General features: G+C 58.4%; 30 protein-coding genes and 1 tRNA gene. 17 read left to right on the top strand and 14 right to left on the bottom strand.

What is annotated here, in order from left to right:
* Positions 1 to 2: 2 nt before the first annotated feature.
* Together grxC and ACZ5A6_RS16110 are read right to left on the bottom strand one after the other, a co-directional pair.
* The gene (gene grxC / locus ACZ5A6_RS16115) at positions 3 to 257 is read right to left on the bottom strand and encodes a glutaredoxin 3 (protein ID WP_003511229.1); all 255 of its coding nucleotides are present in this window, start codon (positions 255 to 257) and stop codon (positions 3 to 5) included.
* Between the two features lie 60 nt (positions 258 to 317).
* The gene (locus tag ACZ5A6_RS16110; RefSeq protein WP_111803431.1) at positions 318 to 1109 is read right to left on the bottom strand and encodes a ComF family protein; all 792 of its coding nucleotides are present in this window, start codon (positions 1107 to 1109) and stop codon (positions 318 to 320) included.
* Positions 1110 to 1253: 144 nt separating this feature from the next.
* On the opposite strand from ACZ5A6_RS16110, the gene ACZ5A6_RS16105 reads away from it, so the two are divergent.
* Positions 1254 to 2135 (top strand): methyltransferase domain-containing protein, encoded by an 882-nt coding sequence (locus ACZ5A6_RS16105; protein ID WP_111803509.1) that lies wholly within the window; start codon positions 1254 to 1256, stop codon positions 2133 to 2135.
* A gap of 17 nt (positions 2136 to 2152) precedes the next feature.
* Here the strand turns inward: ACZ5A6_RS16105 and ACZ5A6_RS16100 are convergent, their stop codons facing one another.
* The 6 genes from ACZ5A6_RS16100 to ACZ5A6_RS16075 all read right to left on the bottom strand — a co-directional run bounded on the left by ACZ5A6_RS16100 (position 2153) and on the right by ACZ5A6_RS16075 (position 6318).
* Complete coding sequence (locus ACZ5A6_RS16100; RefSeq protein ID WP_026330706.1) at positions 2153 to 2344, bottom strand: Flp family type IVb pilin; 192 nt, start codon at positions 2342 to 2344, stop codon at positions 2153 to 2155.
* A 94-nt stretch (positions 2345 to 2438) separates the two neighbouring features.
* Positions 2439 to 2753 (bottom strand): hypothetical protein, encoded by a 315-nt coding sequence (locus ACZ5A6_RS16095; RefSeq protein WP_003511234.1) that lies wholly within the window; start codon positions 2751 to 2753, stop codon positions 2439 to 2441.
* Positions 2754 to 2915: 162 nt separating this feature from the next.
* The gene (gene mutT / locus ACZ5A6_RS16090; protein WP_003511235.1) at positions 2916 to 3329 is read right to left on the bottom strand and encodes an 8-oxo-dGTP diphosphatase MutT; all 414 of its coding nucleotides are present in this window, start codon (positions 3327 to 3329) and stop codon (positions 2916 to 2918) included.
* Positions 3326 to 4102: a GNAT family N-acetyltransferase gene (locus ACZ5A6_RS16085; protein ID WP_113472754.1), complete on the bottom strand. Its 777-nt coding sequence runs from the start codon at positions 4100 to 4102 to the stop codon at positions 3326 to 3328. Before ACZ5A6_RS16085 ends, mutT begins: the two co-directional genes overlap by 4 nt.
* 18 nt (positions 4103 to 4120) lie before the next feature.
* Positions 4121 to 5362: a bifunctional glutamate N-acetyltransferase/amino-acid acetyltransferase ArgJ gene (argJ, locus tag ACZ5A6_RS16080; protein ID WP_003511237.1), complete on the bottom strand. Its 1242-nt coding sequence runs from the start codon at positions 5360 to 5362 to the stop codon at positions 4121 to 4123.
* Positions 5363 to 5454: 92 nt separating this feature from the next.
* Positions 5455 to 6318 (bottom strand): peptidylprolyl isomerase, encoded by an 864-nt coding sequence (locus ACZ5A6_RS16075; RefSeq protein WP_013761725.1) that lies wholly within the window; start codon positions 6316 to 6318, stop codon positions 5455 to 5457.
* A 243-nt stretch (positions 6319 to 6561) separates the two neighbouring features.
* On the opposite strand from ACZ5A6_RS16075, the gene secA reads away from it, so the two are divergent.
* The 5 genes from secA to ACZ5A6_RS16050 all read left to right on the top strand — a co-directional run bounded on the left by secA (position 6562) and on the right by ACZ5A6_RS16050 (position 14350).
* Positions 6562 to 9270 (top strand): preprotein translocase subunit SecA, encoded by a 2709-nt coding sequence (gene secA, locus ACZ5A6_RS16070; RefSeq protein ID WP_464111150.1) that lies wholly within the window; start codon positions 6562 to 6564, stop codon positions 9268 to 9270.
* A 149-nt stretch (positions 9271 to 9419) separates the two neighbouring features.
* Entirely contained in the window at positions 9420 to 10313 is an 894-nt protein-coding gene (locus tag ACZ5A6_RS16065; protein WP_013761727.1) for a DMT family transporter, read from the top strand.
* Between the two features lie 81 nt (positions 10314 to 10394).
* A complete protein-coding gene (locus tag ACZ5A6_RS16060) occupies positions 10395 to 11597 on the top strand; it encodes an acyltransferase family protein (protein WP_081308484.1) in 1203 nt (400 codons plus the stop codon).
* Between the two features lie 57 nt (positions 11598 to 11654).
* Positions 11655 to 13070 (top strand): Wzx-type polysaccharide biosynthesis protein UppV, encoded by a 1416-nt coding sequence (gene uppV, locus ACZ5A6_RS16055; RefSeq protein ID WP_112292018.1) that lies wholly within the window; start codon positions 11655 to 11657, stop codon positions 13068 to 13070.
* A gap of 8 nt (positions 13071 to 13078) precedes the next feature.
* Entirely contained in the window at positions 13079 to 14350 is a 1272-nt protein-coding gene (locus tag ACZ5A6_RS16050) for a GNAT family N-acetyltransferase (RefSeq protein ID WP_464111149.1), read from the top strand.
* Between the two features lie 63 nt (positions 14351 to 14413).
* Here ACZ5A6_RS16050 and uppQ read toward each other — a convergent pair whose 3' ends face one another.
* Positions 14414 to 15055, bottom strand: a complete 642-nt coding sequence (uppQ, locus tag ACZ5A6_RS16045) for a polysaccharide biosynthesis GNAT family N-acetyltransferase UppQ (protein WP_003511246.1) — start codon at positions 15053 to 15055, stop codon at positions 14414 to 14416.
* A gap of 296 nt (positions 15056 to 15351) precedes the next feature.
* On the opposite strand from uppQ, the gene ACZ5A6_RS16040 reads away from it, so the two are divergent.
* A tRNA-Leu gene (locus ACZ5A6_RS16040) sits at positions 15352 to 15436 on the top strand.
* A gap of 100 nt (positions 15437 to 15536) precedes the next feature.
* On the opposite strand, the gene ACZ5A6_RS16035 is transcribed toward ACZ5A6_RS16040, so the two are convergent.
* The 5 genes from ACZ5A6_RS16035 to ACZ5A6_RS16015 form a co-directional block, all read right to left on the bottom strand.
* Positions 15537 to 16625 carry a site-specific integrase gene (locus tag ACZ5A6_RS16035; protein WP_464111148.1) on the bottom strand — a complete coding sequence of 363 codons (1089 nt, stop codon included), beginning with the start codon at positions 16623 to 16625 and terminating at the stop codon, positions 15537 to 15539.
* The gene (locus ACZ5A6_RS16030) at positions 16626 to 16880 is read right to left on the bottom strand and encodes a helix-turn-helix transcriptional regulator (RefSeq protein ID WP_112161850.1); all 255 of its coding nucleotides are present in this window, start codon (positions 16878 to 16880) and stop codon (positions 16626 to 16628) included.
* On the bottom strand, positions 16877 to 17104 hold the full coding sequence (locus ACZ5A6_RS16025; protein ID WP_162728972.1) for a hypothetical protein: 228 nt from the start codon (positions 17102 to 17104) through the stop codon (positions 16877 to 16879). Before ACZ5A6_RS16025 ends, ACZ5A6_RS16030 begins: the two co-directional genes overlap by 4 nt.
* Before the next feature lie 59 nt (positions 17105 to 17163).
* The gene (locus ACZ5A6_RS16020) at positions 17164 to 17355 is read right to left on the bottom strand and encodes a hypothetical protein (protein WP_078053414.1); all 192 of its coding nucleotides are present in this window, start codon (positions 17353 to 17355) and stop codon (positions 17164 to 17166) included.
* Between the two features lie 189 nt (positions 17356 to 17544).
* A complete protein-coding gene (locus ACZ5A6_RS16015) occupies positions 17545 to 18126 on the bottom strand; it encodes a S24 family peptidase (RefSeq protein ID WP_464111147.1) in 582 nt (193 codons plus the stop codon).
* 82 nt (positions 18127 to 18208) lie between these two features.
* Between ACZ5A6_RS16015 and ACZ5A6_RS16010 the strand changes: the two genes are divergently transcribed.
* The 10 genes from ACZ5A6_RS16010 (at position 18209) to nusG (ending at position 24939) form a co-directional block, all read left to right on the top strand.
* Positions 18209 to 18427: a helix-turn-helix domain-containing protein gene (locus ACZ5A6_RS16010; protein WP_211379245.1), complete on the top strand. Its 219-nt coding sequence runs from the start codon at positions 18209 to 18211 to the stop codon at positions 18425 to 18427.
* A gap of 209 nt (positions 18428 to 18636) precedes the next feature.
* A complete protein-coding gene (locus ACZ5A6_RS16005) occupies positions 18637 to 19134 on the top strand; it encodes a hypothetical protein (RefSeq protein WP_113012651.1) in 498 nt (165 codons plus the stop codon).
* A complete protein-coding gene (locus ACZ5A6_RS16000; protein ID WP_464111146.1) occupies positions 19131 to 19376 on the top strand; it encodes a hypothetical protein in 246 nt (81 codons plus the stop codon). Before ACZ5A6_RS16005 ends, ACZ5A6_RS16000 begins: the two co-directional genes overlap by 4 nt.
* Positions 19376 to 20761: an SAM-dependent methyltransferase gene (locus tag ACZ5A6_RS15995; RefSeq protein ID WP_464111145.1), complete on the top strand. Its 1386-nt coding sequence runs from the start codon at positions 19376 to 19378 to the stop codon at positions 20759 to 20761. The genes ACZ5A6_RS16000 and ACZ5A6_RS15995 overlap by 1 nt, the downstream gene beginning before the upstream one ends.
* The gene (locus ACZ5A6_RS15990) at positions 20758 to 21504 is read left to right on the top strand and encodes a hypothetical protein (RefSeq protein ID WP_464111144.1); all 747 of its coding nucleotides are present in this window, start codon (positions 20758 to 20760) and stop codon (positions 21502 to 21504) included. The genes ACZ5A6_RS15995 and ACZ5A6_RS15990 overlap by 4 nt, the downstream gene beginning before the upstream one ends.
* A complete protein-coding gene (locus ACZ5A6_RS15985; protein WP_464111143.1) occupies positions 21501 to 22067 on the top strand; it encodes a hypothetical protein in 567 nt (188 codons plus the stop codon). Before ACZ5A6_RS15990 ends, ACZ5A6_RS15985 begins: the two co-directional genes overlap by 4 nt.
* Complete coding sequence (locus ACZ5A6_RS15980) at positions 22064 to 22705, top strand: hypothetical protein (RefSeq protein ID WP_464111142.1); 642 nt, start codon at positions 22064 to 22066, stop codon at positions 22703 to 22705. The genes ACZ5A6_RS15985 and ACZ5A6_RS15980 overlap by 4 nt, the downstream gene beginning before the upstream one ends.
* A complete protein-coding gene (locus ACZ5A6_RS15975) occupies positions 22702 to 22995 on the top strand; it encodes a hypothetical protein (RefSeq protein WP_464111141.1) in 294 nt (97 codons plus the stop codon). Before ACZ5A6_RS15980 ends, ACZ5A6_RS15975 begins: the two co-directional genes overlap by 4 nt.
* Positions 22995 to 24263 (top strand): helix-turn-helix domain-containing protein, encoded by a 1269-nt coding sequence (locus ACZ5A6_RS15970; protein WP_464111427.1) that lies wholly within the window; start codon positions 22995 to 22997, stop codon positions 24261 to 24263. The genes ACZ5A6_RS15975 and ACZ5A6_RS15970 overlap by 1 nt, the downstream gene beginning before the upstream one ends.
* Complete coding sequence (gene nusG, locus ACZ5A6_RS15965) at positions 24253 to 24939, top strand: transcription termination/antitermination protein NusG (RefSeq protein WP_464111140.1); 687 nt, start codon at positions 24253 to 24255, stop codon at positions 24937 to 24939. The genes ACZ5A6_RS15970 and nusG overlap by 11 nt, the downstream gene beginning before the upstream one ends.
* Positions 24940 to 25176 lie beyond the last annotated feature (237 nt).

The raw sequence follows: 25176 nt of genomic DNA, 5'->3' as shown, positions 1-25176 counted from the left end.
GATTAAGCGGCCAGCATAACGTCGAGTTTGCCAGCACGCTCCAGTGCATGCAGATCGTCGCAACCGCCGATATGCTGGCCGTTGATGAAGATTTGCGGGAAGGTGGTTCCGCCGGATTTCTCGATCATTTCCTGCCGGTACTCCGGCGTCGTCGTCGCGTTATATTCGGCGTAATCGACGCCCTTGCTGTCCAGCAACGCCTTGGCGCGCGCGCAATAACCACAAAAATCCCGTGTATAGATCGTTACCGGTGCCATGTATTTCGAAGCCTCGCAAACGTGTGCTGAAACGCACGATATCCTCGTTTCATTCAGGCTTCATATAGGGCCGGAAATGGCCATTGCAAAGGTCAAAACGGTCACATCCGTAGCACCCGCCTTCCGCAAGACGCGACTTGCCGCGCCCACCGTTGCACCAGTGGTATAAACATCATCCACCAGCACCACTCGCTTGCCATAAACATCGGTTTTTCGGCCGGGCGCTATTGCAAAAGCACCCCGCACATTGTCCTGCCGGGCAAGCGCTGAAAGCCCCACCTGCCGCTCGGTCGGCTTCACGCGCAACAGCGTGCCGGCAAGCAGCGGTTTGCCGGTGGCTTTTGCCAGATGCCGTGCGAGCTCAGCGGACTGGTTGAAACGGCGACGCCAGAAGCGGTGGCGATGCAGCGGAACCGGCACGATACAGTCGCACCTATCAACCGTTCCGTCGCTTGCCCGCAGCATCCACAGCGCCATGAAACGCGCAAGATCGGTCCGGTCCTGATATTTCAGCCGGTGTACGAGTTTACGCGCGGTTCCCTCATGGCTGGCAACAGCACGCAGACGGTCGAAAGGCGGTGGGTCGGCGATGGCTTGTGCGCTTACAGTGCCCGCGCCGTGATCCCGGGCGAAGGGAATGCCCAGAACCTCACAAAAAGGCCGATCGATAAAGGCCACATCCCGCCAGCAATCAGCACACAGGGCACCCTCGCCGCCGGTCATGCGGGAACACCCTGCGCAAGTGGGCGGATAGACCATGCGAAAGGCCGAGTGCAACACGCTGCGTGCCGCCACCGACACCGTCGCGGACTTCGACAGCAATCCCGAAAACAGATCTTCACCAGCGCCCATGAGGTTGACTTTAGCGCCGAACGGGTGCCTTTGCGAGAGAGATATGTTTCGGCCTCTGACCGGAAAAACAATGCCCGAAGCGGCATGACAGCAACGATGCGGCCCGCCGATCCCAAAGGCGCTACAGGCCGAGCAGGCACGACGATGGATATTCTCTTTGACCAGGCCCTGATCGAACAAAATCGCCGCCGGGCGTGGAACCGGCGTGACGACAAGGCCCTGTTTCTTCTCGACATGGCCGCCGACGAGTTTGCCGACAGGCTCGCCATCGTCGAGCGCCGTTTCGAGACCGCAATCGAACTGCACGGCGGGACGGGCATCACCGCCCGGCGTGTGACTGAGACGGGCAAGGTGGATGCTATCCGTCGTATCGAGACGGATACCTCCTTTGCGACGGATGGGAATGTGCCGCAGGTGGCCTCCATGGAGCATCTGCCGCTCGAAGAAGCCTCCGCCAATCTCATTGTTTCCCCGCTTGCCCTCCACCTCACCAACGACACCCCCGGTGCGTTGATCCAGATAAGGCGGGCGCTAAAGCCGGACGGGCTGTTTCTCGGAGCCATCCCCGGCAGCGGCACATTGCAGGAACTGCGCGATGTGCTGTTGACGGCAGAAGCCGAGTTGACCGGCGGCGCCAGCCCGCGCGTCATTCCCTTTGCCGACGTGCGCGATGTTGGCGCACTGTTGCAGCGTGCCGGTTTTGCGCTTCCCGTCACCGACGCGGAAACTTATACGGTGCGTTACGACTCGATTTTTCCCCTGATGCGCGATCTGCGCGCCATGGGCATGGCCAATCCGCTGGCAAGCCGCAGCAGAAAACCGCTCAACCGCGCTTTTTTCCTGCGGGCAGCGGAGCTTTACGCCGAACGTTATTCCGATCCGGACGGGCGGATCAGAGCCACGTTTTCCATCATCTATGTCTCAGGCTGGGCACCGCACGAGAGCCAGCAGAAACCGCTGAAACCTGGTTCCGCCAAAATGCGCCTTGCCGATGCCCTGAAGACGACCGAAGTCAAGCTTTCCTGATAGGCGTAGCGCAGGCCTCAGATGTTGGCAAAAGTATCGGCGAGGAACTGGAATACAGCATTGATGGTGCTGCCGATGGTGGTTCCGCCACCGATGATGGCGGCGGAAATAACGCCGACGATCAGGCCGTATTCGACTGCGGTCGCGCCGTTTTCGTCTTTAAAGAAACGAATAAAACAATGCAGCACGGGATATTCTCCATCCGCCATCCGGTGCTTACGCTAACCGGCATTATATATTGCTAAAATCGAATTTATACTATGCCACGGGCATGAGTAATCCGTTACCGATGATGGTAAACGATCAGCAACCGCTCTCGCTGCTATAGCCCGTCACGACACAGGGCATCTCGGGCATCGGCTGGGTTATGCTGCGGCGGATGGAATAGGTCTTGCCAGCATCGGTCTTCTTGATGGAGCCGGTGCTTATCATGTCGTAATTGTCGGAGAACTGCGCGACGCGCGTTGATGATTTTCCGGCAAGCATGGGGGTGACGATCAGGGAAAGAGCAATCACAGCCGTCCCGAAAAGCAGCGCGACATTAAGAACGCCGGTGCGACGGGATTTGTTGGAGTAAGACTGACGACCTTCCACCGTCTTCCAGAAATCCTCGTTCATAGCCAACCTCATACGCGCAGTTTACCGCTTCTTTAGCTTAACAATCTGCCAGAGGGTGCTGAACGATCTGTTAACACAGCCTCGTTTTGGCACGGTAAAGCGGAGTTATGGGATGTTTTCAACAGGCTGCGCGAGGGGATCGAACCCGCCAGGTAGGTCGCTTTAAAGCAAATCCTGAAGGAAGGGGATGAGCGGCTCGTCGGCCGGCGGCATCGGATAATCACGCAGAGCCTGCGGCTTTACCCATTTAATTGCCTGTCCTTCGCGCCCATGGGCCATGCCTTCATAACGACGGCACACGTAAAGCGGCATCAGCAGGTGAAAAGTCTCGTAGGTATGGCTGGCGAACGTCAGCGGCGCGAGGCAGGCTATCTTGGTCTTGATACCCAGCTCCTCGTCCAGCTCGCGGACGAGGGTCTCCTCCGGTGTTTCGCCTTGTTCCACCTTGCCGCCTGGAAATTCCCACAGGCCGGCGAGCGACTTGCCCTCAGGTCGTTGCGCCAGAAGAATACGGCCGTCCTGATCAAGAAGGGCGCAGGCGGCAACCAGCAGGATTTTTTTGCCCGCTTCGCTCATTCTTCACCAGCCTTGCGCCAGTAGCGATAAGAATAGGCCTCGGTGAAGCCGAATTTTTCATAAAGTGCAATCGCCGGCGCATTTGTGGAGACGACCTGCAACCAGGCGCTTTTGGCGCCGCTGATGCGGGCCCAGCGCAGTGCTGACGCCAGCAGCTGCGTGCCGAGGCCCTTTTTCCGCTGCGACTTCTCGACATCGAGGGAAAGAATGCCGGCAAGATCGTTATCCTGCACGCAGATAACGGTGGCAAGTGCGCTGCCCCCTGCTTCTTCGTTGATGAACAGGCCAAGGGTCGGCTTGATCGAACTGAGGATTTCAGCGATCGCCGGGCGCAGGGTCGGGTCGCCATCGCTGACCTTGATGCTTGCCTCGACAAAACGGCCAATATCGTGGCTCGGCAGGCTGACCAGCGTTTCCGGCAGTTCCATGCCAGCGAGATCGGCCGTCATGACCTTGACCTCCTCAACCATCGACCAGCCGTCCGTTACCAGAAAATCCTTGAGTTGCGGCGGCATCAGCGTCGTTTCGCGCACCACCAGCGGACGGCCGAAATCCTCGAAGCGCTTGCGCGCCTTTTCCAGCCGCACCGCGCAGTTTCCATAATCGGAAGGATCGAGCGGCACCACGCAATTGATGCGTTTGGATGGATGCGACCCCGTCAGGCGGATTTGCCAGCTACCGTCATAAATCACCGACGAGGCCGGCCATGCCCGAAAGCTGACTGCTTCCAGACGGCGAACCAGCGGCAGATTGACGATTTTATTGTCCTGCATTCTCTTCGGCTCCAACGGTCAGCTCCGGTAGTCGCCGTTGATCGCAACATATTCCTTGGTCAGGTCGCACGTCCATACGGTGGCCTTGCCCTCACCGAGACCGATGTCAACCTTCACCGGAATGTCTTCCAGCCGCATCACGGCGGTGGTCTCCGCTTCCGAATAATCCGGATCGCGTTCGCCATTGACGGCAACGCGCACGCCGCCGAACCAGATGGCAAGGCGATCACGGTCGGCCATTTCACCGGATTTGCCCACAGCCATCACGACGCGACCCCAATTAGCATCTTCGCCGGCAACCGCAGTCTTCACCAGCGGTGAATTGGCAATCGAAAGGGCGATCTTCTTGGCAGCGACATCGTTTTCCGCGCCGGTAACGGTGACTTCGACCATCTTGCGTGCGCCTTCGCCATCGCGAACCACCTGCAGGGCCAGATCTTTCAGGAGATCGTTCAAGGCGGCGCGGAAGGAGGAAAGCCGCTCGTCATCGGCGCGCGTCACCTTGACCTGACCGTCCTCAGCCGCCGCACCTGTCGCAAACAACATCAGCGTATCGGAGGTGGAGGTGTCGCTGTCAACAGTCACGGAATTGAAGGTCGGGCCGACACCGGCGGAAAGCAGCGATTGCAGCGCGGCCGGATCAATATCGGCATCTGTCACCACGAAGGAAAGCATCGTCGCCATATCGGGAGCGATCATGCCGGCACCCTTGGCGATACCGTTTATGGTGACCACGACACCGCCGATTTCAGCGGTGCGGGTCGCGACCTTGGGATAAGTGTCGGTCGTCATGATTGCCTTGGCGGCTTCCTGCCAGAAATCGGCTTCAGCCATGCCCTGCATGTCGCCCAGAACCCCGGCAAACTTGGTGGCATCGAGCGGTTCGCCGATTACGCCGGTCGATGCCAGAAACACTTCATTTTCAGAGCAGCCGACGGCAGCGGCTGCGGATTTCGCCGTCAACTCGGTCGCGGCCTTGCCTTTGACGCCGGTAAAGGCGTTTGCGTTACCGGAATTGACCACCACGGCGCGCGCCACGCCGCCGCCGAGATTGGCGCGGCAGAAATCAACGGGGGCCGAGGGGCATTTCGATTTCGTGAAAACGCCAGCCACGCTTGCCGGCTTGTCGAACACCATCAACAGAACGTCGGTCCGGTTCTTGTACTTGATGCCGGCGGCAGCCGTCGCCATGCGAACACCACGCAGCGCGGGCATGTCGGGATAGGATTTCGGAGCGAGCGGGGAAACGGCAACGGACATGGGAAAGCGCCTGAGATTCTGGAAACGGGGAAGATTTGAAAGTGCCTGAGATGAAGCGGGGCGGCCTGTGGCCGCCCCGTAACACGGTTTTATTACTGCTGCGGCTGTGCCTGCTGTTCCTTCGTGGCTTCGTCGTAGCCCTTCTTCAGCGTCTCATCCATGATTTCGATCTTCTGGTCAGCCTTTGCCTTCTCGATGAGGGCAACGTACTTGTCACGCATGACAAGCTGACGAACCTGCGGCTCGACCTGCTCGAAAGCCGGCGGCGGTGCGATGCGCTTGTCTTCCAGCTTGATGACGTGGAAGCCGAACTGCGTCTTGACAGGCGTCTTGGTGTAGGCACCCTTTTCGAGACCGAAAGCGGCCTCTTCGAATTCCGGAACCATGCGGCCCTTGCCGAACCAGCCGAGATCGCCGCCATCATCCTTGTTGGAGTCGGTCGACTTTTCCTTGGCGAGTGCTGCGAAATCCTTGCCCGCATCAAGCTGCTTGATGACGTCCTTGGCTTCGTCTTCGCTTGCAACCAGAATATGGGCTGCCTTGATTTCTTCTTCCTTCGGCAAGGCTGCAACTTCCTTGTCGTAGCGCGCCTTCACCTCTTCATTGGTGACAGCATCAACCACATGCTTGCGGAAATAGGCGTTGTGCAGCTCACGGTCCTGAATGAACTCCATGCGCTTCTTGAAGTCTTCGGTCTTTTCCAGACCTTCGGCGCTGGCATTCTTCACGAGGAGCTTGACGTCGATCGCGCCGGAAAGGGCTGCGACCTTTTTCTGCTCGTCGGGAAGCTGTGCGAGCTGCGGATCGAGATTGCCCATGGCAAGGTCGAGTTCGGACTGGTGGATTTCCAGATCGCCGACCTTGGCGACAACCTTGTCTTCCTGTGCAAAGGCAGGAAACTGGAGGCCGAGCGTGGCCACAATCACCGCAGCCGCAATTTTATTATAGCGCAACATTTTGAACCTTTCGGGGACAATGCCGGCTCCAGACATGGTTTCCGGCTCTGAAAAAACTTCCAAACACCGGATTGTGGCCATTCTGTAACGGGCAGAACCGTTGACATCATTTGCCCCCCCTCTTATCTGTCACGCAACCTCGCGTCCAGATACGTTGAAGGGCGAAGTCCGTCATTTGTTGCCGAAATCGGCGTGATGGAAAAAACCGCCTGCGAAAACGGAATTTCAGAAAGGGCCAGTAAGATGGTCAGCCTCGGCGGAATAGCCCGCAAATTGTTCGGTTCGGCAAATGAACGCCGCGTCCGCTCCTATAAAAGCAAGATCGCAGCCATCAATGCGCTGGAGGAAGCCACCAAGGCTCTTTCCGACGACGCGCTGGCGGCAAAGACGGCGGAGTTCCGCCAGCAGCTTGCGGACGGCAAATCGCTGGACGATCTGCTGATCCCGGCTTTTGCCGTCGCCCGCGAGGCGTCGCGCCGTGTTCTACACATGCGACCCTTTGATGTGCAGCTGACCGGTGCCATGATCCTGCACCAGGGCGCCATCGCCGAAATGAAGACCGGTGAAGGCAAGACGCTGGTGGCGACCCTTGCGGTCTACCTCAATGCGCTGGCCGGCAAGGGCGTGCATGTCGTTACCGTCAACGACTACCTCGCCCAGCGCGACGCGGCCACGATGAGCAAGCTCTACCGTTTCCTCGGTCTGACGACCGGTGTGATCGTACACGGGCTAGATGACGACCAGCGCCGCGAGGCCTATGGCTGCGACATCACCTACGCCACGAATAACGAGCTTGGCTTCGATTATCTGCGCGACAACATGAAATATGATCGCGCCCAGATGGTGCAGCGCGGCCACAACTACGCAATCGTCGACGAAGTGGACAGCATTCTGGTCGATGAGGCGCGCACGCCGCTTATCATCTCCGGCCCGCTGGACGACCGCTCCGATCTCTATAACACCATCGACGCCTTCATTCCGCTTCTGTCGCCGGAAGATTACGAAATCGATGAGAAGCAGCGTTCGGCCAACTTCTCCGAAGACGGCACCGAGAAGCTTGAAAACCTGCTGCGGCAGGCGGGCCTGCTCAAGGGCGAATCGCTTTACGACATCGAAAACGTCGCCATCGTTCACCACATCAACAATGCGCTGAAGGCCCACAAGCTCTTCACCCGCGACAAGGACTACATCGTCCGCAACGACGAGATCGTCATCATCGACGAATTCACCGGCCGCATGATGCCGGGCCGCCGTTATTCCGAAGGCCAGCACCAGGCGCTGGAAGCCAAGGAAAAGGTGCAGATCCAGCCGGAAAACCAGACGCTGTCTTCCGTCACCTTCCAGAACTACTTCCGCATGTATGCAAAGCTTGCCGGCATGACCGGTACGGCGTCGACGGAAGCGGAAGAGTTCGGCAACATCTACGGTCTCGACGTCATCGAGGTGCCGACCAACCTGCCGATCCAGCGTATCGACGAGGACGACGAGGTTTATCGTACCGGCGAAGAGAAGTTCCTTGCCATCATCGCCGAGATCAAGGCGGCGCATGATCGTGGTCAGCCGGTTCTCGTCGGCACGACCTCCATCGAGAAATCCGAGCTTCTGGCCCACATGCTGCGCCAGTCCGGCTTTACCGATTTCCAGGTTCTGAACGCCCGTTACCACGAGCAGGAGGCCTATATCGTTTCGCAGGCCGGTGTTCCCGGTGCGGTCACCATCGCCACCAACATGGCCGGTCGTGGTACGGACATCCAGCTCGGCGGCAACGTCGAGATGCGTCTGGAGCGCGAGCTGGAAGGCATGGAGCCGGGTCCGGAGCGTGATGCGAAGGAAGCGGCCATCCGCGCCGAGATCAAGGTTCTCAAGGAAAAGGCGCTTGCCGCCGGCGGTCTCTACGTCATCGCGACCGAGCGCCACGAAAGCCGCCGTATCGACAACCAGCTGCGTGGCCGTTCCGGCCGTCAGGGCGACCCCGGCCGCTCCAAGTTCTATCTGTCGCTCCAGGACGACCTGATGCGCATCTTCGGTTCCGAGCGCATGGACAGCATGCTGCAGAAGCTCGGCCTGAAGGACGGCGAGGCCATCGTCCATCCGTGGATCAACAAGGCGCTGGAACGTGCCCAGAAGAAGGTCGAAGCCCGTAACTTCGAGACCCGCAAGAACCTGCTGAAATATGACGACGTGCTGAACGATCAGCGCAAGGTCATCTTCGAGCAGCGCCTTGAGCTGATGGAATCCGACAATATCGGTGAAACCGCAGCCGACATGCGCCACGAAGTGATCGAAGCGCTCGTCACCAAGCATATTCCTGAAAATGCCTATGCCGAACAGTGGGATATCGCCGGTCTCAAGGCCGGTATCGCCCAGTTCCTGAACCTCGACCTGCCGGTGGAGGAATGGGCGAAGGAAGAAGGCATCGCCGAGGACGACATTCTTCAGCGCGTTACCGAGGCCGCGGACAAATACGCCGCTGAACGTGCGGAACGTTTCGGCTCGGAGATCATGACCTATGTCGAGCGCTCGGTCGTGCTTCAGACAATCGACCATCTGTGGCGCGAACACATCGTCAACCTCGATCACCTTCGTTCCGTCGTCGGTTTCCGCGGTTACGCCCAGCGCGATCCATTGCAGGAATACAAGGCGGAAGCCTTCGAGCTGTTCCAGTCGCTGCTTACCAACCTGCGTGAAGCCGTCACCGCCCAGCTGATGCGCGTGGAACTGGTGCAGCAGGAACCGCAGCAGCCGGAGCTGCCGGAAATGACCGCGCATCACCTCGACCCCGTCACCGGGGAAGACGAGATGGCGCAGGGCGTGCCGGTCGCTTTCGTACCGGCCGAGGAGCGCGACCCGAACAACCCCGCCACCTGGGGCCGTATCGGCCGCAACGAAATGTGCCCCTGCGGCTCGGGCAAGAAGTACAAGCACTGCCACGGCGTTTACGAACAGGCGTAAAAGGCCAGGGCTTTATGCCAGCAATCGATCGCCCGTAACCTGCGTTACGGGCGATTTTGTTTGGGCAGGATCATTGCTGCTGGTCGGGGTGTTGACTGGTATCGGCACTTTCCCTATGGGAGCCGGATCATCTTGCGGAAACTGCTTTCATGGCCCCTCGCGATCTTGCCGCCTATATTTTTCTCGCGATTACGTGGGGCGTGTCTTTCCTGCTGCTTCTACATGTCGTCGCAGCCTTCGGCTGGATTGGCGCAGTCACGCTTCGCTCGCTCATAACCGCTGTAGCACTCTTTCTCATTGCGCGTGCGGCACGCCGGAAGCTGGCATTCTCCGCAAGCTGGCGCGCTTTCGCAATCGTCGGCGCAACGACGGTCGCCGGGCAACTGATCGGCCTGTCCTACGCGACGCCTCAGATCGGCACTGCGATGGCAGCCATATTGGTGGCGACCATCCCGCTTTTTTCAATGCTGATCTCGCAGATTTGGGGTCTGGAACGCCTGACGCGGCAGGGTATTGCCGGTCTCGTCATCGGCTTTGCCGGCATCGTCCTGCTCGTTGGTTTTCCCGCTGTTCCTGTCACATCCGGCTTTGTCATTGGCTGTGCTGCCGCTGTCGCCGCCTGCATCTGTGCCGCCTATGGCAGCAATTTTGCGAGCCTGCACCTCAAGGGGGTTGGATCCTGGGAAATAACCATCGGTTCCTTCCTGACAGGCGGCCTGATGACCTTGCCGCTTCTTTTCGCTGTGCCCTTGCCCGGAACGCCCGATCTCGTCGATTACGGTTATCTTCTGATACAGGCGGTCGTCATGAGCGGCCTGACCTACATCACCTATTTCAAGCTGGTCTCCTCGATCGGCGCAACGAAGGCGATCAGCGTGGAATTTGCCGTCACCGTCGTGGCGGTGCTTGTTGGCGCCCTGGTGCTCGACGAACCCCTGTCGCTTCCCCAGCTGTTCGGTGCCGGTATCATCATTCTGGGCTGCGCACTGGTGCTTGACCTCATGCCCAAGAAAAAGGCCCCGCCCACCCCGTCGGGTGCATGAAGGGTTTATTAGCGTTTTCCACCAATAGTCGTGTTGATCGTTACGGATCAGGCGGGATCGCGTTCGTCACGCGAGGGGAAAATGCAACCGGGCAAATCAGACTATGAGCATTATTGGGACCCGTTGCGGGCACTCCTCATGCTGCTCGGCATACCCTATCACGCCTCCCTGCTCTACAGCTATGCTTTGCCCTGGGACATCAAGGATTTCGAGACCAGCCCAGTCCTGACCGCGCTTGGGGCAGCGCTCGTCACCTTCCGCATGCCTTCGTTTTTTCTGGTGGCCGGCTATTTTTCCACCATGGTCATCGGCAGGAAGGGCAAGATGCCATGGCTCAGACAGCGCTTCCTTCGCCTTGGCGTCCCTTTCATCGTGGCCGTGCTCCTGCTTGGGCCATCGCAGCTTTTCCTGCTGAAACTGGCAGGTATCGCCAAAGGTGATATTCCCGCCGACCGGCTGCTCGCGAACCTGCCGGATTTGCTGTTTCCGGGTGAGCAATGGATCATGCATCTATGGTTCCTACCCGCCCTTATCGCGTATTCGGGTCTGCTTGCCGGCCTGCTATTTCTGGCGGGGCGCCCGCCCCTCGCCTATGCAAGAGACTGGTTCGGCAGGATGCGGGGTCAATATCCAGCCGCGTTTTTCGCAGCGCTCTGCGCCTTCCCTGTTTTATGGGAGCTGACGGTTTACGGTTCGGGCCTGCTTGCTGGCAAAAATGGGAACAGCCTTCTCGTTCTCTATGAACGGGCCTCCGACCCTTACGCGCGTTACGTACCGTTCTTCCTTATCGGGGCTTTGCTTCATCGCGACCGGGCTCTTTTTCACCGCTTCCGCCAGACGGGCATCCTCACGGGCGTCATCGCGTTTGCCGGGATCGCGACAGCGGTTACGCTGCGGTTGGAATATCCTTTTTCGAACTCGGCCCTGCTGATACTCGTCTCCACAATCGCCGCCGTGGCGGCAAGCCGCCTGCTGATCGATATCGCCTGCCGCTTTTTCGACCGGCCAAGCCGGCTTGCCAGGAGAATGACCGACGCTTCCTTCACCATCTACCTGGTTCACCACCCGCTGATTTATGCCTTCGGCACCCTCTTCATCCTGATCTCGCTGCCTCCGATCCTGGAATTCGCCATCATCGTCGTCGCCACCACGATAACGGCCTATCTGCTGCATCAGGCGATACGCCGTAGTCCGCTTGCCCTTTTTCTCTTCAACGGGATCCGCAAACCGAGGCAGGTGGCCAATATCGGCACACAGGTGCCTGTCTCCCAAACCCTTCGTTAATGATAAGGTGCTTATAATCCAGTTGCCTACTCAACTGGAAATGATGGCGTGTGGATTATGGCTATCCTCAACACGGCGGAAAAAGCCTTACCCGCAGGCCTGCGCGCTAAACTGGCGCCCCTGGGGGCAAAAATCGCCGTCGTCGTTTCCGGCAGAGACGATGTCTCCCGGGCCCAGCGCATGGCGCTCGTCGCCTTTGCGGTGCGCATCATCAGCGCCGGTATCGCTTTCATCTCCCAGATCATCCTTGCCCGCCTGATGGGCGAATTCGAATATGGCCTGTTCGCCTTTGTCTGGGTTCTGGTCATCCTGTTCGGCAACCTCTCCTGTCTCGGCTTTCACACCACCGTCATCCGCTTTCTGCCCGGCTACCGCCTGGAGGATGCCCATGACAAGATCATGGGTCTGACCTCGACAGCGCGCCTCTTCGCCATGCTTTCGGCCAGCGCGCTTGCATTTTTCGGTTTCGTCTTCCTGTATTTCTTCGGCGAGCGCATCTCTGCCTATTACCTCATTCCGGTTTCGCTGGCGCTTTTCACCCTGCCGATGGTGGCGCTTGGCGATGTGCTGAACGGAACCGCGCGTGCCAACGGCTGGGCGGTTTCAGCCCTCAGCCCCACCTATATCATCCGCCCGGTGCTGATCCTGCTGTTCATGCTGGTGGCGATCCTTCTCGGCGCGGAAAAAACCGCAACGACAGCGATGCTTGCGGCCCTTTTGGCCACCTATGTCACCACGCTTTTCCACTTCGTGTTCATGAACCGCCGGCTCAACCGGCATTTCCGCAGCGTTGCCCGCAGGGTGCATTTCCGTCCGTGGATACGGTTTGCCTTTCCGATGTTCCTGATCGACGGCATCGGTTTTTTGATGACCAATTCAGATGTGGTAATCGTCGGTCTATATCTGCCGCCGGATCAGGTCGGCATCTATTTTGCCGCGGCAAAAACCATCGTGCTGATGCAATTCGTGTTTTTTTCCGTGCAGGCGGCTGCGGCCCCACGTCTGGCCGCGCTCATTGCTGCCAATGACAGGCAGGGGCTGGCCGGGTTCGCCAGCCAGGCGGCGCGCTGGGCCTTCTGGCCATCGCTTGCCGTTGGCTGTCTCGTGCTTCTGGCAGGGCCGTTTCTGCTGTCCCTGTTCGGTCCCGGCTTCGTACAGGGTTACAAGCTGATGTTCTTCCTCTTTGCCGGCTTCCTCGCAAAAGCACTGATCGGCCCGGGAGAAACGCTGCTGAATATGGCCGGCAAACAAAAATTGTGCGTAGCTCTTTATATTATTATCTTCGGTTGTAACATTATACTCAACATGGTGTTGATTCCGGTCTATGGTCTGACAGGCGCTGCGGCAGCTGTCGCGATAGCAATGTGCATAGAAGCTGTGCTATTGCATGTTGCCATTCGCCGCACACTCGGGATCGTCCTTTTTGCCTTCAACGATCCCCGGGCGGGTCAAGACACTGGGAAGGCGGTGTAACGATAAGCATGTCCAGCGACCCAAAGAATCCGGATTTTCAGGACCCGCGCATCGCTGCGCTGATGGCGTCTAAGGAGCGTGACCGCCCCGTGGCCGACAGCAGCCGGCGCGTGGGACGCGACGGCCGCGAATTCTGCATCTATCCTGGCCGGCTCGGTTACGACATGCAGGAAGAACTCGACTTCCTGTCCAACCGCGTCATGGAGGCAAATGTCTTCTTCACAGGGCGGCTTCTTGCACCCGCCATGCCGCGTATCGATGACAAGTCCGTGCGCTTCGCCCTTATTCGCGACGAGAACGGCGCTAGAAGCCGCATGCGCTTTCTGATGCCATTCACCGTGGAAAAGCCGGGTTTTTCCATCGGTCCCTCCATCATCCGTGGCTGGGCCAACCCCTTCGGCCCTCTCGGCACGCCGCTGGTCGATACCGAAGGTGCCGCAGAGACGCTCGACAATCTTTTCGATGCGCTTTCCGACCGGGAAATGCGCCTGCCGAATGTTCTGGTACTGCCGGATGTACGGCTTGAAGGGCCTTTTGCCCGGATGTTCAAGGCCATAGCAATCAGCCGCAACCTGCCGGTGACGACGACTGGTAACTATCAGCGGCCGATGCTGGAGAGCCTTCTGGACGGCGAAGCCTATCTGCGTAATTCACTTGCGCCGCATCATTTGCGGGAGATGCGCAGGCAGTGGCGACAGCTCGAAAAACTCGGGGCCCTTTCCTACACCGTTACCCGGCAACCGAAGGACATACGCTACCGCATGGAGGAATTCCTGGCGCTGGAAGCGAGTGGCTGGAAAGGCCGCAAACGCAGCGCGCTGGTGAACGACCGCTATCGCGCCGCCTTCGCCCGCGAGGCAATCACAAATCTGGCTGAAGCGGATGCGGTGCGCATTCACACCATCGATCTCAATGGCAGCGCCATCGCCTCCATGATCGTCTTCATGACGGCTGGCGAGGCCTATACGTGGAAGACCGCCTTTGACGAATCCTATTCGCGGTTTTCACCCGGCAAACTTTTGGTGCAGAAACTGACCGACTGGCAGTTGGACGACGCCAATATTCTGCGCAGCGACAGCTGCGCAGTGCCCGATCATCCGATCATGAGCCGCTTCTGGCAGGAACGGCAGGAAATGGGCACTCTGGTCGTCGGGCTTGCGCAGAACAGCGACCGTGACGTGCGACAGGTTTCCACGCAGGTGGACATGTATCGCAACACCCGCAACCTCGCCCGCAGCCTGCGCCAGAAAATCCTCTCCTTTGGGCGCAAGAACAGTTAATCCCGAAGGATGCCGCAGCATCCTTCGGTTTGGTCTCGGACTATCCATGGGGCTGACGCTGCGTCAGCGCGAGGCCGTCCGGATCATCTTGCACAATTGTGTCAGTGCGGCGTCATATCCGCCGCCGAGAATATCGACACAACGACGGGCAAGCTTGATCTGCTCATTTCGCGACATGTCGTTATAGGCCTGTATGGCATTGCGCATGCCACCGGGCGATACCGGCCCCGTGTTGCCGGGGTTTCCAGGATTGCCCGGATTACCGGGGTTCCCCGGATTGCCTGGCGAGCTGGAGCCGCCGATGCCAAGCCCGACACCAAGGCCAAGACCACTCGATCCGCCCACATTCGCACCAACATTGGCATTGATGCCGCTGGAGCCGCCAACCGAAGCATTGGCGCCCGCACTGACACCGCTCGAGCCGCCGACGGATGCGTTGACATCCGCATTGACCCCGCTGCTGCCACCGACCGACGCGTTGACATCTGCGCCCAGTCCGCCACTGCTTCTGCCGCCGACATCAGCGCTGGCATTGACGCCATTGCTGCCACCAACGGAAGCATCGACACCGAGCCCACCGCTGCCATTGCCGCCCACACTGGCATTCACCCCGTTCTCACCGCCAATCCCGATATCCAGCGCGTGGGCGTTGACCGGTAAAATCAGACAGGCAGACAGTAACAAATTGCGAGAAAGCGCCCTCATAATTTCCTCCTATGAGTTCTGGCTTCTCCCGCCCCGCGTGGAAACTCCACGCAAACATCATAATTCAATTAGCAATTGTGTATATTCTAATTTATTAGTGGTATCTAATATTGCTTTAACGCCACAACCGTCGGTGTACCGATACGGGACGGACAAACGCCACTCTCCTTTCATTCCCCGCCCGGTAAAAGCTCTGAAATGAAGGCTGCAAACGCACGTCATTAGACAGGAAAAATCAGCTTTGGGGTTGCACGCATGCCATTGGCCGTGATAGACGCCGTGGCATTACCACCGTTGCCCCAATGGCGGAATTGGTAGACGCGCCGCACTCAAAATGCGGTTCCGCAAGGAGTGCTGGTTCGATCCCGGCTTGGGGTACCATTACCTAAAAATCACATTGATTTTGCTAGTCTTTCTGGTCCGAAATGTCCAAGTAGTTCACACTACGTAGAAAAGTTGGACACTTTTGTTCTGCTTTTGGTCAGTCCTCGCTATCGTCCACAGCTTGATCCATAAGCTTAACGGCGCTCTTCGCGAGCACTTTTTGGCGAGCCGCTTTGGTATAGCGGATTACCTCTTTCGATGTTGTATGACCGGTGATTGCCATAATCTGATGTTCGGTCGCGCCGCGATCTGCGAGCCGGGCAGCGGCGGCCTTTCTCAACCCGTGGGCGCTACAGTGTTTAAGGTCGGCTTCATCGCATCGTTTACGAAACCAGTTGCCAAAGCCATTTGACGTGAAGGGCTTATCAAACTCTGTGACAAGCAAGGTCAAATCGCCGCACGGCCCAGCCTCGATAGCCTTCACCAGATTTGGATGAAGCGGCATTTCCAATCTGCGGGGTTTCCTCTTCTTGTCTTTCTCCTGAACGAACCGGAGCCAGCCCTTTGTCATATGCTGCTTTCCAAACAGCACGATATCGCTGCGGCGCTGGCTGGTATAAAGCATCAGCATTAGAGCCAAATAAGCTTTCGTTCCGATAGGGTGTTTCGCAATGAACTGGTCAACCTCATCCTCAGTCCAAGAGTGAAAACCTTCCGATCCGGTTTTGAAGTACGGGATATCACGGGCGGGATTAACCGCACACAATTCCACAGCGGGCATTGTCGCCCACGCGAATATCGCGCGTAGCGCTTTAAGCCAGCTATTGGCGGCATCCGGCGTCTCCGCCTTTCGGTCCCGAAGAACGCGAACGGCTTTTGGCGTGAACGCAGTCACTGGCACGTCCTCAAAAAGCTTTTTATCGCCCTTCTTGATTGGCTCTTTCCACATGGCCTCAACAATCAGCTTGCGGCGATATCGGGTCTTGCTGTCCAGTTGCTTGTATTCCGCACTCTGAAAATAGAGTTGGCATAGCCAGCGGAATGTCCCCTTCCCCGCCATCTTCGGACCGGCGGCTTCCTCTTTCTGCAATCCTTCCAACGCCGCGTAATAAGCTGCGTTGAATTCATCCGTGCCGGGCAGACCCGGCAATCGGATTTTCGGTTGGCCTTTCCGCCGAAAATAAAACCGGAGACTGCCCCCGGTTCGATCTTCGACTACATATTTCTTGGCGAATTTCTTGGGCATTTACGCGAAATCCCACTCCTCATTTTCATCGCCCTCCCCTCCGGGCAAGCGGCTAAAGGCTCTTTCGAGTGACCGCCTGTCCCAAATGGTACGGCTATTAGCCTTCTTCGGCTTCGGCATTCTGCCATCGGCCACCATTTCGTCAAACAGGGATTTGGAAACGCCGATATAGGCAGCGGCCTGTTCACGGCTCAACCCGAGAACGGGCGGCAATGGGCAGGCGCCTGTAGGTCTCGCTTCGGCGGCGGCTGTCATCGCATGCCCTCCGTCAAAAGCTCGGTGGCTTGAAGGTCAAGAGTCCTCATGGCTTCTTCAAGCTCGCGAGCGGTGTGAGTTGCTTGGTCCGTGGCGCAAAGCGCCGCGCCGCCGATGATGGCGAGGATCAGGACGGCGCAAACACAGGCCAGAAAGAACCGACCATAGGGCGGCGTTGGCTGCTGCGGGCGTTTTGCCGGAATCATGGGTGAAATCTGGATCAAGGCTGTCTCCATCCGTTCTGGAAACCGCCTCGGGCGAGGCGGAAACCGGAGCGGACGTCTCAAGCTGCAACGCGTGCGTCTTGAACGCGCATGTCGTGGAACCGCGCAATAGCTGCATCGCCGCAGCGATTGATTTCCTCTGCCGTGAACCATTCCCGCAGGTCGGCTTTCGTGCAGCCTTCGCCAACGCGCTGAATAGCCTCCGCCATCGCGTGCGTCAGCTCGGTTTCGTTCGATGTATTGATATGCATTCTTTGTCTCCATCTATCGGGAGCCGGGCAGCACCTTCGAATTTAGAGAGTGTGCTGCCCGGCCGTCTGTCCGAACCATCAAGGGCATGACGACCAGACCAGATGGATAATATGCGCAAACGGATATACATGTAAATAAAAAATCCGCGAAAGCATAAAGATAATAGCTGTCGCGGATATGATAAAATCCTACCTTGGTTTAATCCAGTCGATGGGCGCTACCCATTCGACCATTTCGTCAGTCATATCAGGGTAAAGCGCATTTATGCTGCTGAGCGTCCATGTGTCTGGCGAACTTCCAGGGCGGATAATCTTCACGAAGATCCTACCGTCCGCGAGTTGAACGACAGCTCGCCGATTAACCATATCGGAGGGCGGCAACAGCTTAGAGTAATACAATAGCGTCCCCTCTTCATACGCTGGGAACATCGACTGCCCTGAAACTTCGACAGCGATAGTTTCCGGGCGAGACCCGGCAGGGGCTTCAACGTAATCGTGCCCACCATCATCAATAGCATAGACTTCTTGTCCCGCCCCCACTTTGCCTTTCAAGGGAACGCGCCGGCTAGGCTGCAACGTTGGGTCCGCAAACTCTCTGGCGTGCAACTCTCGAATCGCATCACGGTGCGGGCCTTCGGGGTCAGCGCCCGCCTTCCAACGATGGACGGTGGACTGCGACACACCAAAGTGCGTAGCAAGCTTCATCTGGTTCCAGTGTTTAAGCGCTAAGAGTTCGGCAATTTGTTTTGCTGTGTCCATGCGTTTACGCATAATCTATTACACCATCCGACAAAAATCTGTTTGCGGATATTTTCAGCGTTGCAAAATATCTGTTTGCGCATAATATGCGCGCATGAACGAAATTCGGCATATTAGAAAGACACTCTTTGCTGTCAGTCAGTCTGACTTCGCTGCAATCTTGGGCGTTGCGCAGTCGACTGTCTCCCGTTGGGAAGGCGGGGTTGCGCCTTCTCTCGAAGAAATGCGCGCTATCCGTAGCGCTGCTTTTGAGCGCGAGATCGTGTGGAATGACAGCTATTTCTTTCAAATACCGAAGGAGGCCGCCGAATGAACGGCTCCCATTTGCTTTCGCGCGGCCAATCCTCCCGGCCTGCTGCGACCCGCGCCGGTGCGCTTTCCTTCTTCTCGCCCGGCGCGGGCAACTGTCGTTTTTCATGTGGGCCTCCGTAACTTCCTGACGCCCTGAAACTCTCATCTCCAAACAATTCCCACCACGGGAAAAACGCCGGGATTTTCCCGGCGCGGGAAAGGTATTGTCTCATGATTTCAAACGCATGGTTTCACCGCATCAAAGCCGCCCAACGTGACCTTATCCGCCTCGTGGGCGGGATCGAGCGTGCAGCGGACATTTCCTCCATTTCGAAAAGCCATATCGGGCGCATGAACAATGCGACCGACCCGGAATTGATGCCGTTGCATGCCGTTTACGCGCTGGAAAGCGAATGCGGTGTTCCGGTCGTCACCTCCGCAATGGCCGAACTTAACGGGCGGCGGCTCTCGGACCCGGAAGGCGAGCGCGCAGCCGAACAGTGTGTCGTCGTGGCCTATTCCGATATGGTGCGCAAGGCCGGGGATTTGATCTCCGGTGGCGCAGTCGCCATTGCCGATATGGTGGTTACGCCAGCCGAAGCCACGAAGATGGATCGGGACGCGGCGGAACTGGAAGCCGGTATTGCTGCGCTCCGAAAGGCGCTCGCCAGCGTTAAAGCCAAAGGCGGCGAGAAGGTCGGGCTTAGTGTTGTCGGGGGTGCGGAATGAAGCGCCTCACTGACCCGGCTACCGCCGAATTGATGAATAGCCCCTTGTCAGATAGCGCAAGGGGCTTTTTGCGCGAGGTCAAACTCCAGCGCGGCAAGCTGTCACTTTATACGCCCGTTCGGCGGCGGTTGGCCGAAGAGTGCCGAGGCTGTGGTTACGTCCACATTACCGCCGATGGAGAGACCGCCAAGCTGACCGGCTTGGGACAGGCATTTCTTGACCGTTTGATGAGGGCGCACTGATGGCCCCTTACAAGCAAGTCAAGCTCCCCAAGCCCGGCCCGAACGCTCTTGCGATCATCACCAACGCGGTCCGCGATGGTGTAGTGACAGTCGAATCGCAACAGCAGGGCATCAGCGCGAACAAGTCCGTCAGCAACGGTTACCTGACGCGGGATAAGAAGGACGGCAAGACCTATTACCCGACCGACCGCGCCCGCGAAATGCTGGCGATGCTCGAAGGCATTGCGGAACCCGGTGACTTGCCAGAACGCGAACCGGCGACTGCCGTGGTGCCGGTCGCGGATGCTTCCGGTCTCGTCGCCACGGTGGAACGGGCGCGGGCGCTGCTGGATGAAGGCGACGTTATGAACGCCCGCATTGTCGCGTCGGTCGCCTATAATCAGGCAAAGACCGCCGCGCAGTTTGCTGAACAGATCGGCGCAACGGAAAAGCTGATCGCCAAAGCTCGACGCATGCAGGCCGACGCGCTCTTGATCGAAGCCCGCGCGAAAATCCTGATTGCCGACAAATGGGACGAGGCCAAAGCGGCAGGTGAAGTCTCAAAGGGAGGCCGTCCAAAACCCCTTTCCGATGGAAAGGGGTTAACTGTTGAAGATACAGGCCTTTCTTACAAGGAAATCCACGAAGCGCGCAAACTCGCTGCGGCGGAGCATCGTGAACCCGGCATTGTCGAACGGGCTATTCAGGCGAGGCTTGCCGCCGGGCTGGAACCGACGAAGGCCAATCTTCGTGCGGCGGTCGGCACGGCCAGCGCCACGAAGGAAGAGCGCGGGGCGAACCTCTACGAGACGCCGCCCGAAGCGATGTTTACGCTGTTAGCGCTGGAAGAATTCACCGCATGCGTCTTGGAACCAGCCTGCGGGCGCGGCGCGATATCCCGTATGCTGGAAGCGTTTCATTACGCCGTGGTGCTGGCCGATATTAACGACCACGGCACGGCGGACAGCAACGGCGAATTGCAGGCGGTGCAGGACTTCTTGACATCGCAGCCGGACGAAGCCGGGTCTTACGATATCGTCACCAATCCGCCTTACGGCGACGTGCTGAACGCCTTCGTGGCCCATGCCCTGCGGGTCTACAAGCCGCGCAAGATGGCCCTTTTGCTCAACCTGAATTTCCTTTGCGGGTTCGCGGACGATGACCGCAATTTCGTGATGGACGATTGCCCACCCGCTCGCGTCTACGTTTTTAAGCGACGCCTCCCGATGATGCATCGCGACGGATGGGACGGAAACAAGGCCAGCAGCCGCATGAATACGGCGTGGTTCGTTTGGGAACGTGACGAGGCCGGAAACTATGGCAGCGCCACCATTGTCCGCCGCGTGGACTGGAAGGATTTCCAGCCGCAGCAACCCGCCATCGCGGCGGAAAGTGAGGCGGCGTGAGTATTCCCTTTTCCAATTCACAATTCAGGATCGCCAAGCCTCTCAAGGTCCTAATTGGTTGCGAAACGTCTGGCGTAGTCCGCCGCGCTTTTGCGGCGCTCGGTCATGACGTTTGGTCCTGCGATCTTCTGCCCGCCGATGACGGTAGTAATCGCCATATCATTTGTGATGTCCGCGACCTCCTAAATGAGGGGTGGGACTTGCTTGCGGTGATGCACCCGCCCTGCACACGACTTTGCAATTCTGGTGTGCGGTGGCTCAAAGAGCCGCCAACAAACGCGCCAAATGAGGCGCTGGAGGGGGAACGTGCGGCGTGGGCGCTCCTGACGCGCGATGAAAAGCTGGCGATTATGTGGCGGCTCCTAGATGAAGGGGCTGCGTTGTTCTCCGATTGCTGGAATGCCCCGATTCAGCGCATCGCCGTCGAAAATCCCGTGATGCATCGCTATGCCAAAATGCGAATCCGCAACTATCACAAGGCGGCACAAACCGTGCAGCCGTGGCATTTTGGCGACGCTTCCTTCAAGGCGACTTCCTTCTATCTGCGTGGTTTACCGCCGCTGGTGGCAACGAACCGGCTTGTTCCGCCGAAGCCGGGAACAGACGAGCATAAGCGCTGGTCTATTGTGCATCGTGCTCCGCCGGGCGCTGACCGGTGGAAAATTCGGTCGCAAACCCATCCGGGTATCGCGGATGCGGCCGCGTTGCAGTGGGGTGGTTATGCTCTCGGAGTAGCCGGATGACGACTCCAGCGCAGGCCGAACGCGAGCGCGAAAAGGCACGTCTTTCCCGCATTGCAATGATCGCAGACAGGTGCGCAGGCGACAGGTGGGAAATCGATGTCGATGGCAAGCAAACGCACGTGGTTGCCACCCGTTCGACTGGGGACCGGGCGATTCTGTGCACGATTTTCGAGGATGCATTGCCTGATGAGGTTGACCTCATCAGCGGCGCATTATCCGACGCCGTTCTCTTCCTCAGCCTCCGCCGAAGGGCGATTGCTGCCCTGAAAAGCGGTCATCCAGCGTCTTCAGACACGCAACAGCGCCAGCACCTTAGAGAAGGCGATTTTGCCGCGAATGCCGCAATGCTGTGCGCCGACCCACTGTTTCATCGCTTTCTTGAGCGGAGGCAGCATCCGGCGCAAGCGCGCGCGATCCACAACAAGGAGCACGCCGACACGGTCCTGAAAACGCTGATCGGCATCACCAGTAAAACACAACTCAATCGCGAAGAGCGGGCGCAGGCGGCGTTTATCGACCTGCGCACGGACTTCGACATATGGGCGAGGAGGGTTTCCGTTTGAGCGACCGCATCTTTTCAGAAGTTTCCATCCCATACGGCGACAAGTCCACAAAGGCCATGCAGATCACATGCGCCTGCTGCGGCGCTGTAGCCTATTTCCCGCATCAAACCGGGACCAATCGCAAGCCGCCAATCGCGGCAACTCAGCACTTTCAGAACAAGGGATGGTTGGTCGGCAGCAGTCCGCGCAAGGATTTCTGCCCGATCCACGCCACCCCGGCCAAGCGTAAAGGACAAAAAGCCATGGTGGACACCGTAGCGACGATTGCAGACAAGCCCCGTGAAATGAGCCGCGAGGACCGGCGCATTATCAATGACAAGCTCGACGAGGTTTACGCCAAGGACGCCTATAAATCCCCCTGGACGGATGCTGCCGTGGCGAAGGATTTGGGTGTGCCGCGCGATTGGGTGGCGCAGGTCCGAGACCAGTTCTTCGGCCCGGCAGGTTCGAATCCGCTTTATGATGATTTCCTGAAAGAGACGAAGCTGGTGGAAGTCGCATTCGTCGCCTGCGAGGAAGCGACCGCACGCGCCGAAAAGGCTGCTGGCGACCAGCGCCGGGCGCATGGCGATCTCTGCAAGGCGATGGACAGCTACCGCGCTCTGGCGCGCAAGGTAGAGCGGGAAATCAGCCGATGACCGATCTAATGCCTATCGTTGAAATTCTGGCTGACTGCCGGACCGATGCGGAACGCGCAGACTGGCTTTTGCGCGCGCCGCAAGGCGTCATCTATCGCGACCATACCGCAATCCGCCGCGTTTTGCAGGAGGCGCATTTCACGCTAGGCGTGGACGCGCTGGACGTGGAATTTGCAGCCATCAACGCCACGCGCCTGCCGGACGGCGGATTGCCGCACACGGTGGTTCTCGGCGTCCACGCCGTGCGCTCTTTCCTGCGCGACGTGGTGCGGAAAGGCGGTGCACAGTGATGGAACCGGATCACGGCGCAATGTCGCGTGCATGGTCTTGGCGTCACGCGGTCGGTAAATCCGGCCTGCCGCCTATCACGCGCCTTGTGCTGCATACGCTTGGCCTGAAAATGGATGCGACCGGCGGTTCCTGCTATCCGCCGATCTCGGAACTGGTGGATCTGACGGGCCTCGACAAGAAAACCGTTCTGAAACATCTCGAAATCGCCGAAGAGAGCGGTTGGATCGTCGTCACGCAACACGGTTTTCGCGGCCAGAAATGGAAGCGGAACGAGTATGTTGCGCGCTGGCCGGGCCGCGACCTTTCTGGCAATGCAGCCAGCAACGAAGACGATGAAGGTGGTGGAAATCCTCCACCACGTTCCGACGACGCGCGCACCCTTCAAGGTGGTGGAGCAGTTCCACCGCGTTCCGCCGCCAAGGCGGTGGAAATCGTTCCCGAAGGTGGTGGAAATGACGACCGGAAGGTGGTGGAGGAGTTCCACCAAGATAAGAATCTTCCAACTAACATTCCAGAAAACTCTCCAGCCGCTGGCGCGGAAGAGGGAGTTTTGAAAAAGGTTGATCGAAAAAAGATAGAGCACGCTTTCACGCTCTGGTTTGCGACGTGGAAGAAGGGCGATATCGAATATGCCCGCAACGCATGGTTCGCTCTTTCCTCGGAAGATCGGACCGAGTGCGTGGAGCGGACGCCCGCCTATCTTCGTTGGGCCAAGCCTGCCGACCTGATGGCCGCAGCGGTCTATCTCAAAAACCGTCACTGGCGCGACCTGCCGGAACATGTCCTTGCGGACCCGGTCAACACGCACGGCATCGCCAAGGTCTGCGGCAAGCTCTGGATGGGAACGCGCTTCGAGGCGTTGTCGAAAGAGCCGACCGGACTGCTGCATGTGACCAGCTTTGACGAAACCCGCATCGCCAAGGGCATGATTTCCCGCGAACAGCTTGTTTACGAAAAGCGCCGTGACAATGGCTGGCCCCTCGTCAACTCGATGCGAGACCTTGCCCGCCGCCGTGAGCCTTTCACAACGTCTCTGTTGCTCATTCCCTTGGTGCAGGATTTCCGGCAGGTGCATCGTGACAGCGGTGTGTTTGCGGCTTGGAAGCGCCTGCATGAGCGCAACGGCTGGCCCTTTATCGAGCATCCGCCCGAATGGGTCTACTTCCCCCCGGTCGATGACGGGGCTGTCGATCTCGAAGCGGCTGTTGAGGCCGCGCTTTCCAAATTCCTTACCACCATCAGCGAGGGACGCTCCAATGATGCATAACGTGAAGATTTATGCCGCCAGCAAGCCGGTCAACCCGGAGCTTTATGACCTGTCGCGCTTTGCGTCTCTGTTCGACCAGATGCAGAACACGAAGCGACTCAACGTCACCATGCTTTCCATGGCGGCGGAGAATCAGCCGGGAAAACACGAATGGTTTGTGGTGGAGACGAAGCACAAGGCCGAAAAAACTGTTGAAGATACCCTTCGGAAAGCCGGCGTGAAAGTTTTTCTTCCGCTCGAAACCATCGGTGAAACGGTCGTTCGCGGTCGCATTATCCCTGCGGTATCGCGTCCTCTTCTGCCCGGCTATGTGCTGGTGAACATCGTGTATTCGCCTGCGGCAGTGTGCGGTATTGCCCGGCTGGAAGGTGTGGCGGGCTTCGTCGGCGGTATGGTTCAGCCCCATCGTGTATCAGACGAGGAAATGAATCGTTTCAAGGCTTTCGGCGATGACGAAGCTGCGCCGGATGTGAAGCACTGCGAACGGTTCAAGCGCGGCGATAAGGTTCGTTTCGTGCTTGGCCCCTTCGCCAGTTTCGGCGGCACCATCCTGAAATTGCGCAAGGATCGGACCGTTGACGGCGAGCGCGTTGCTACCGGCGCTGTGGTGGCAGTGGACGTGTTCGGCAAGGTTTCGACCATCGAAGCCCCTCTTGCATTGCTCGAACAGTTGTGACTATGCATACCGCAGGATGATCTGCTGATCCTGTGCAGGTGCGCCGGTTTCGACCGGCGAGTGGGGTTCCAAAACCTCCACGCTGGTAAGCCGGGGCGGACCCTGCCTTGACCCTCTCGCCAGAGAGACCGATTCAAGGCCAGTGCGACAGCTATATCATCGGCGGACTTGAGCGAAGGCGACCTTAACCGGTCGCCTTTTGCGTTTGTATAAGGGTTGTTTCCCGGAGGCGGGGCC

This window comes from Agrobacterium sp. 6Ca8 (assembly GCF_055382765.1).
Note: the sequence above shows the minus strand (reverse complement) of the source record. Positions and strands in the feature narration are given on the sequence as shown.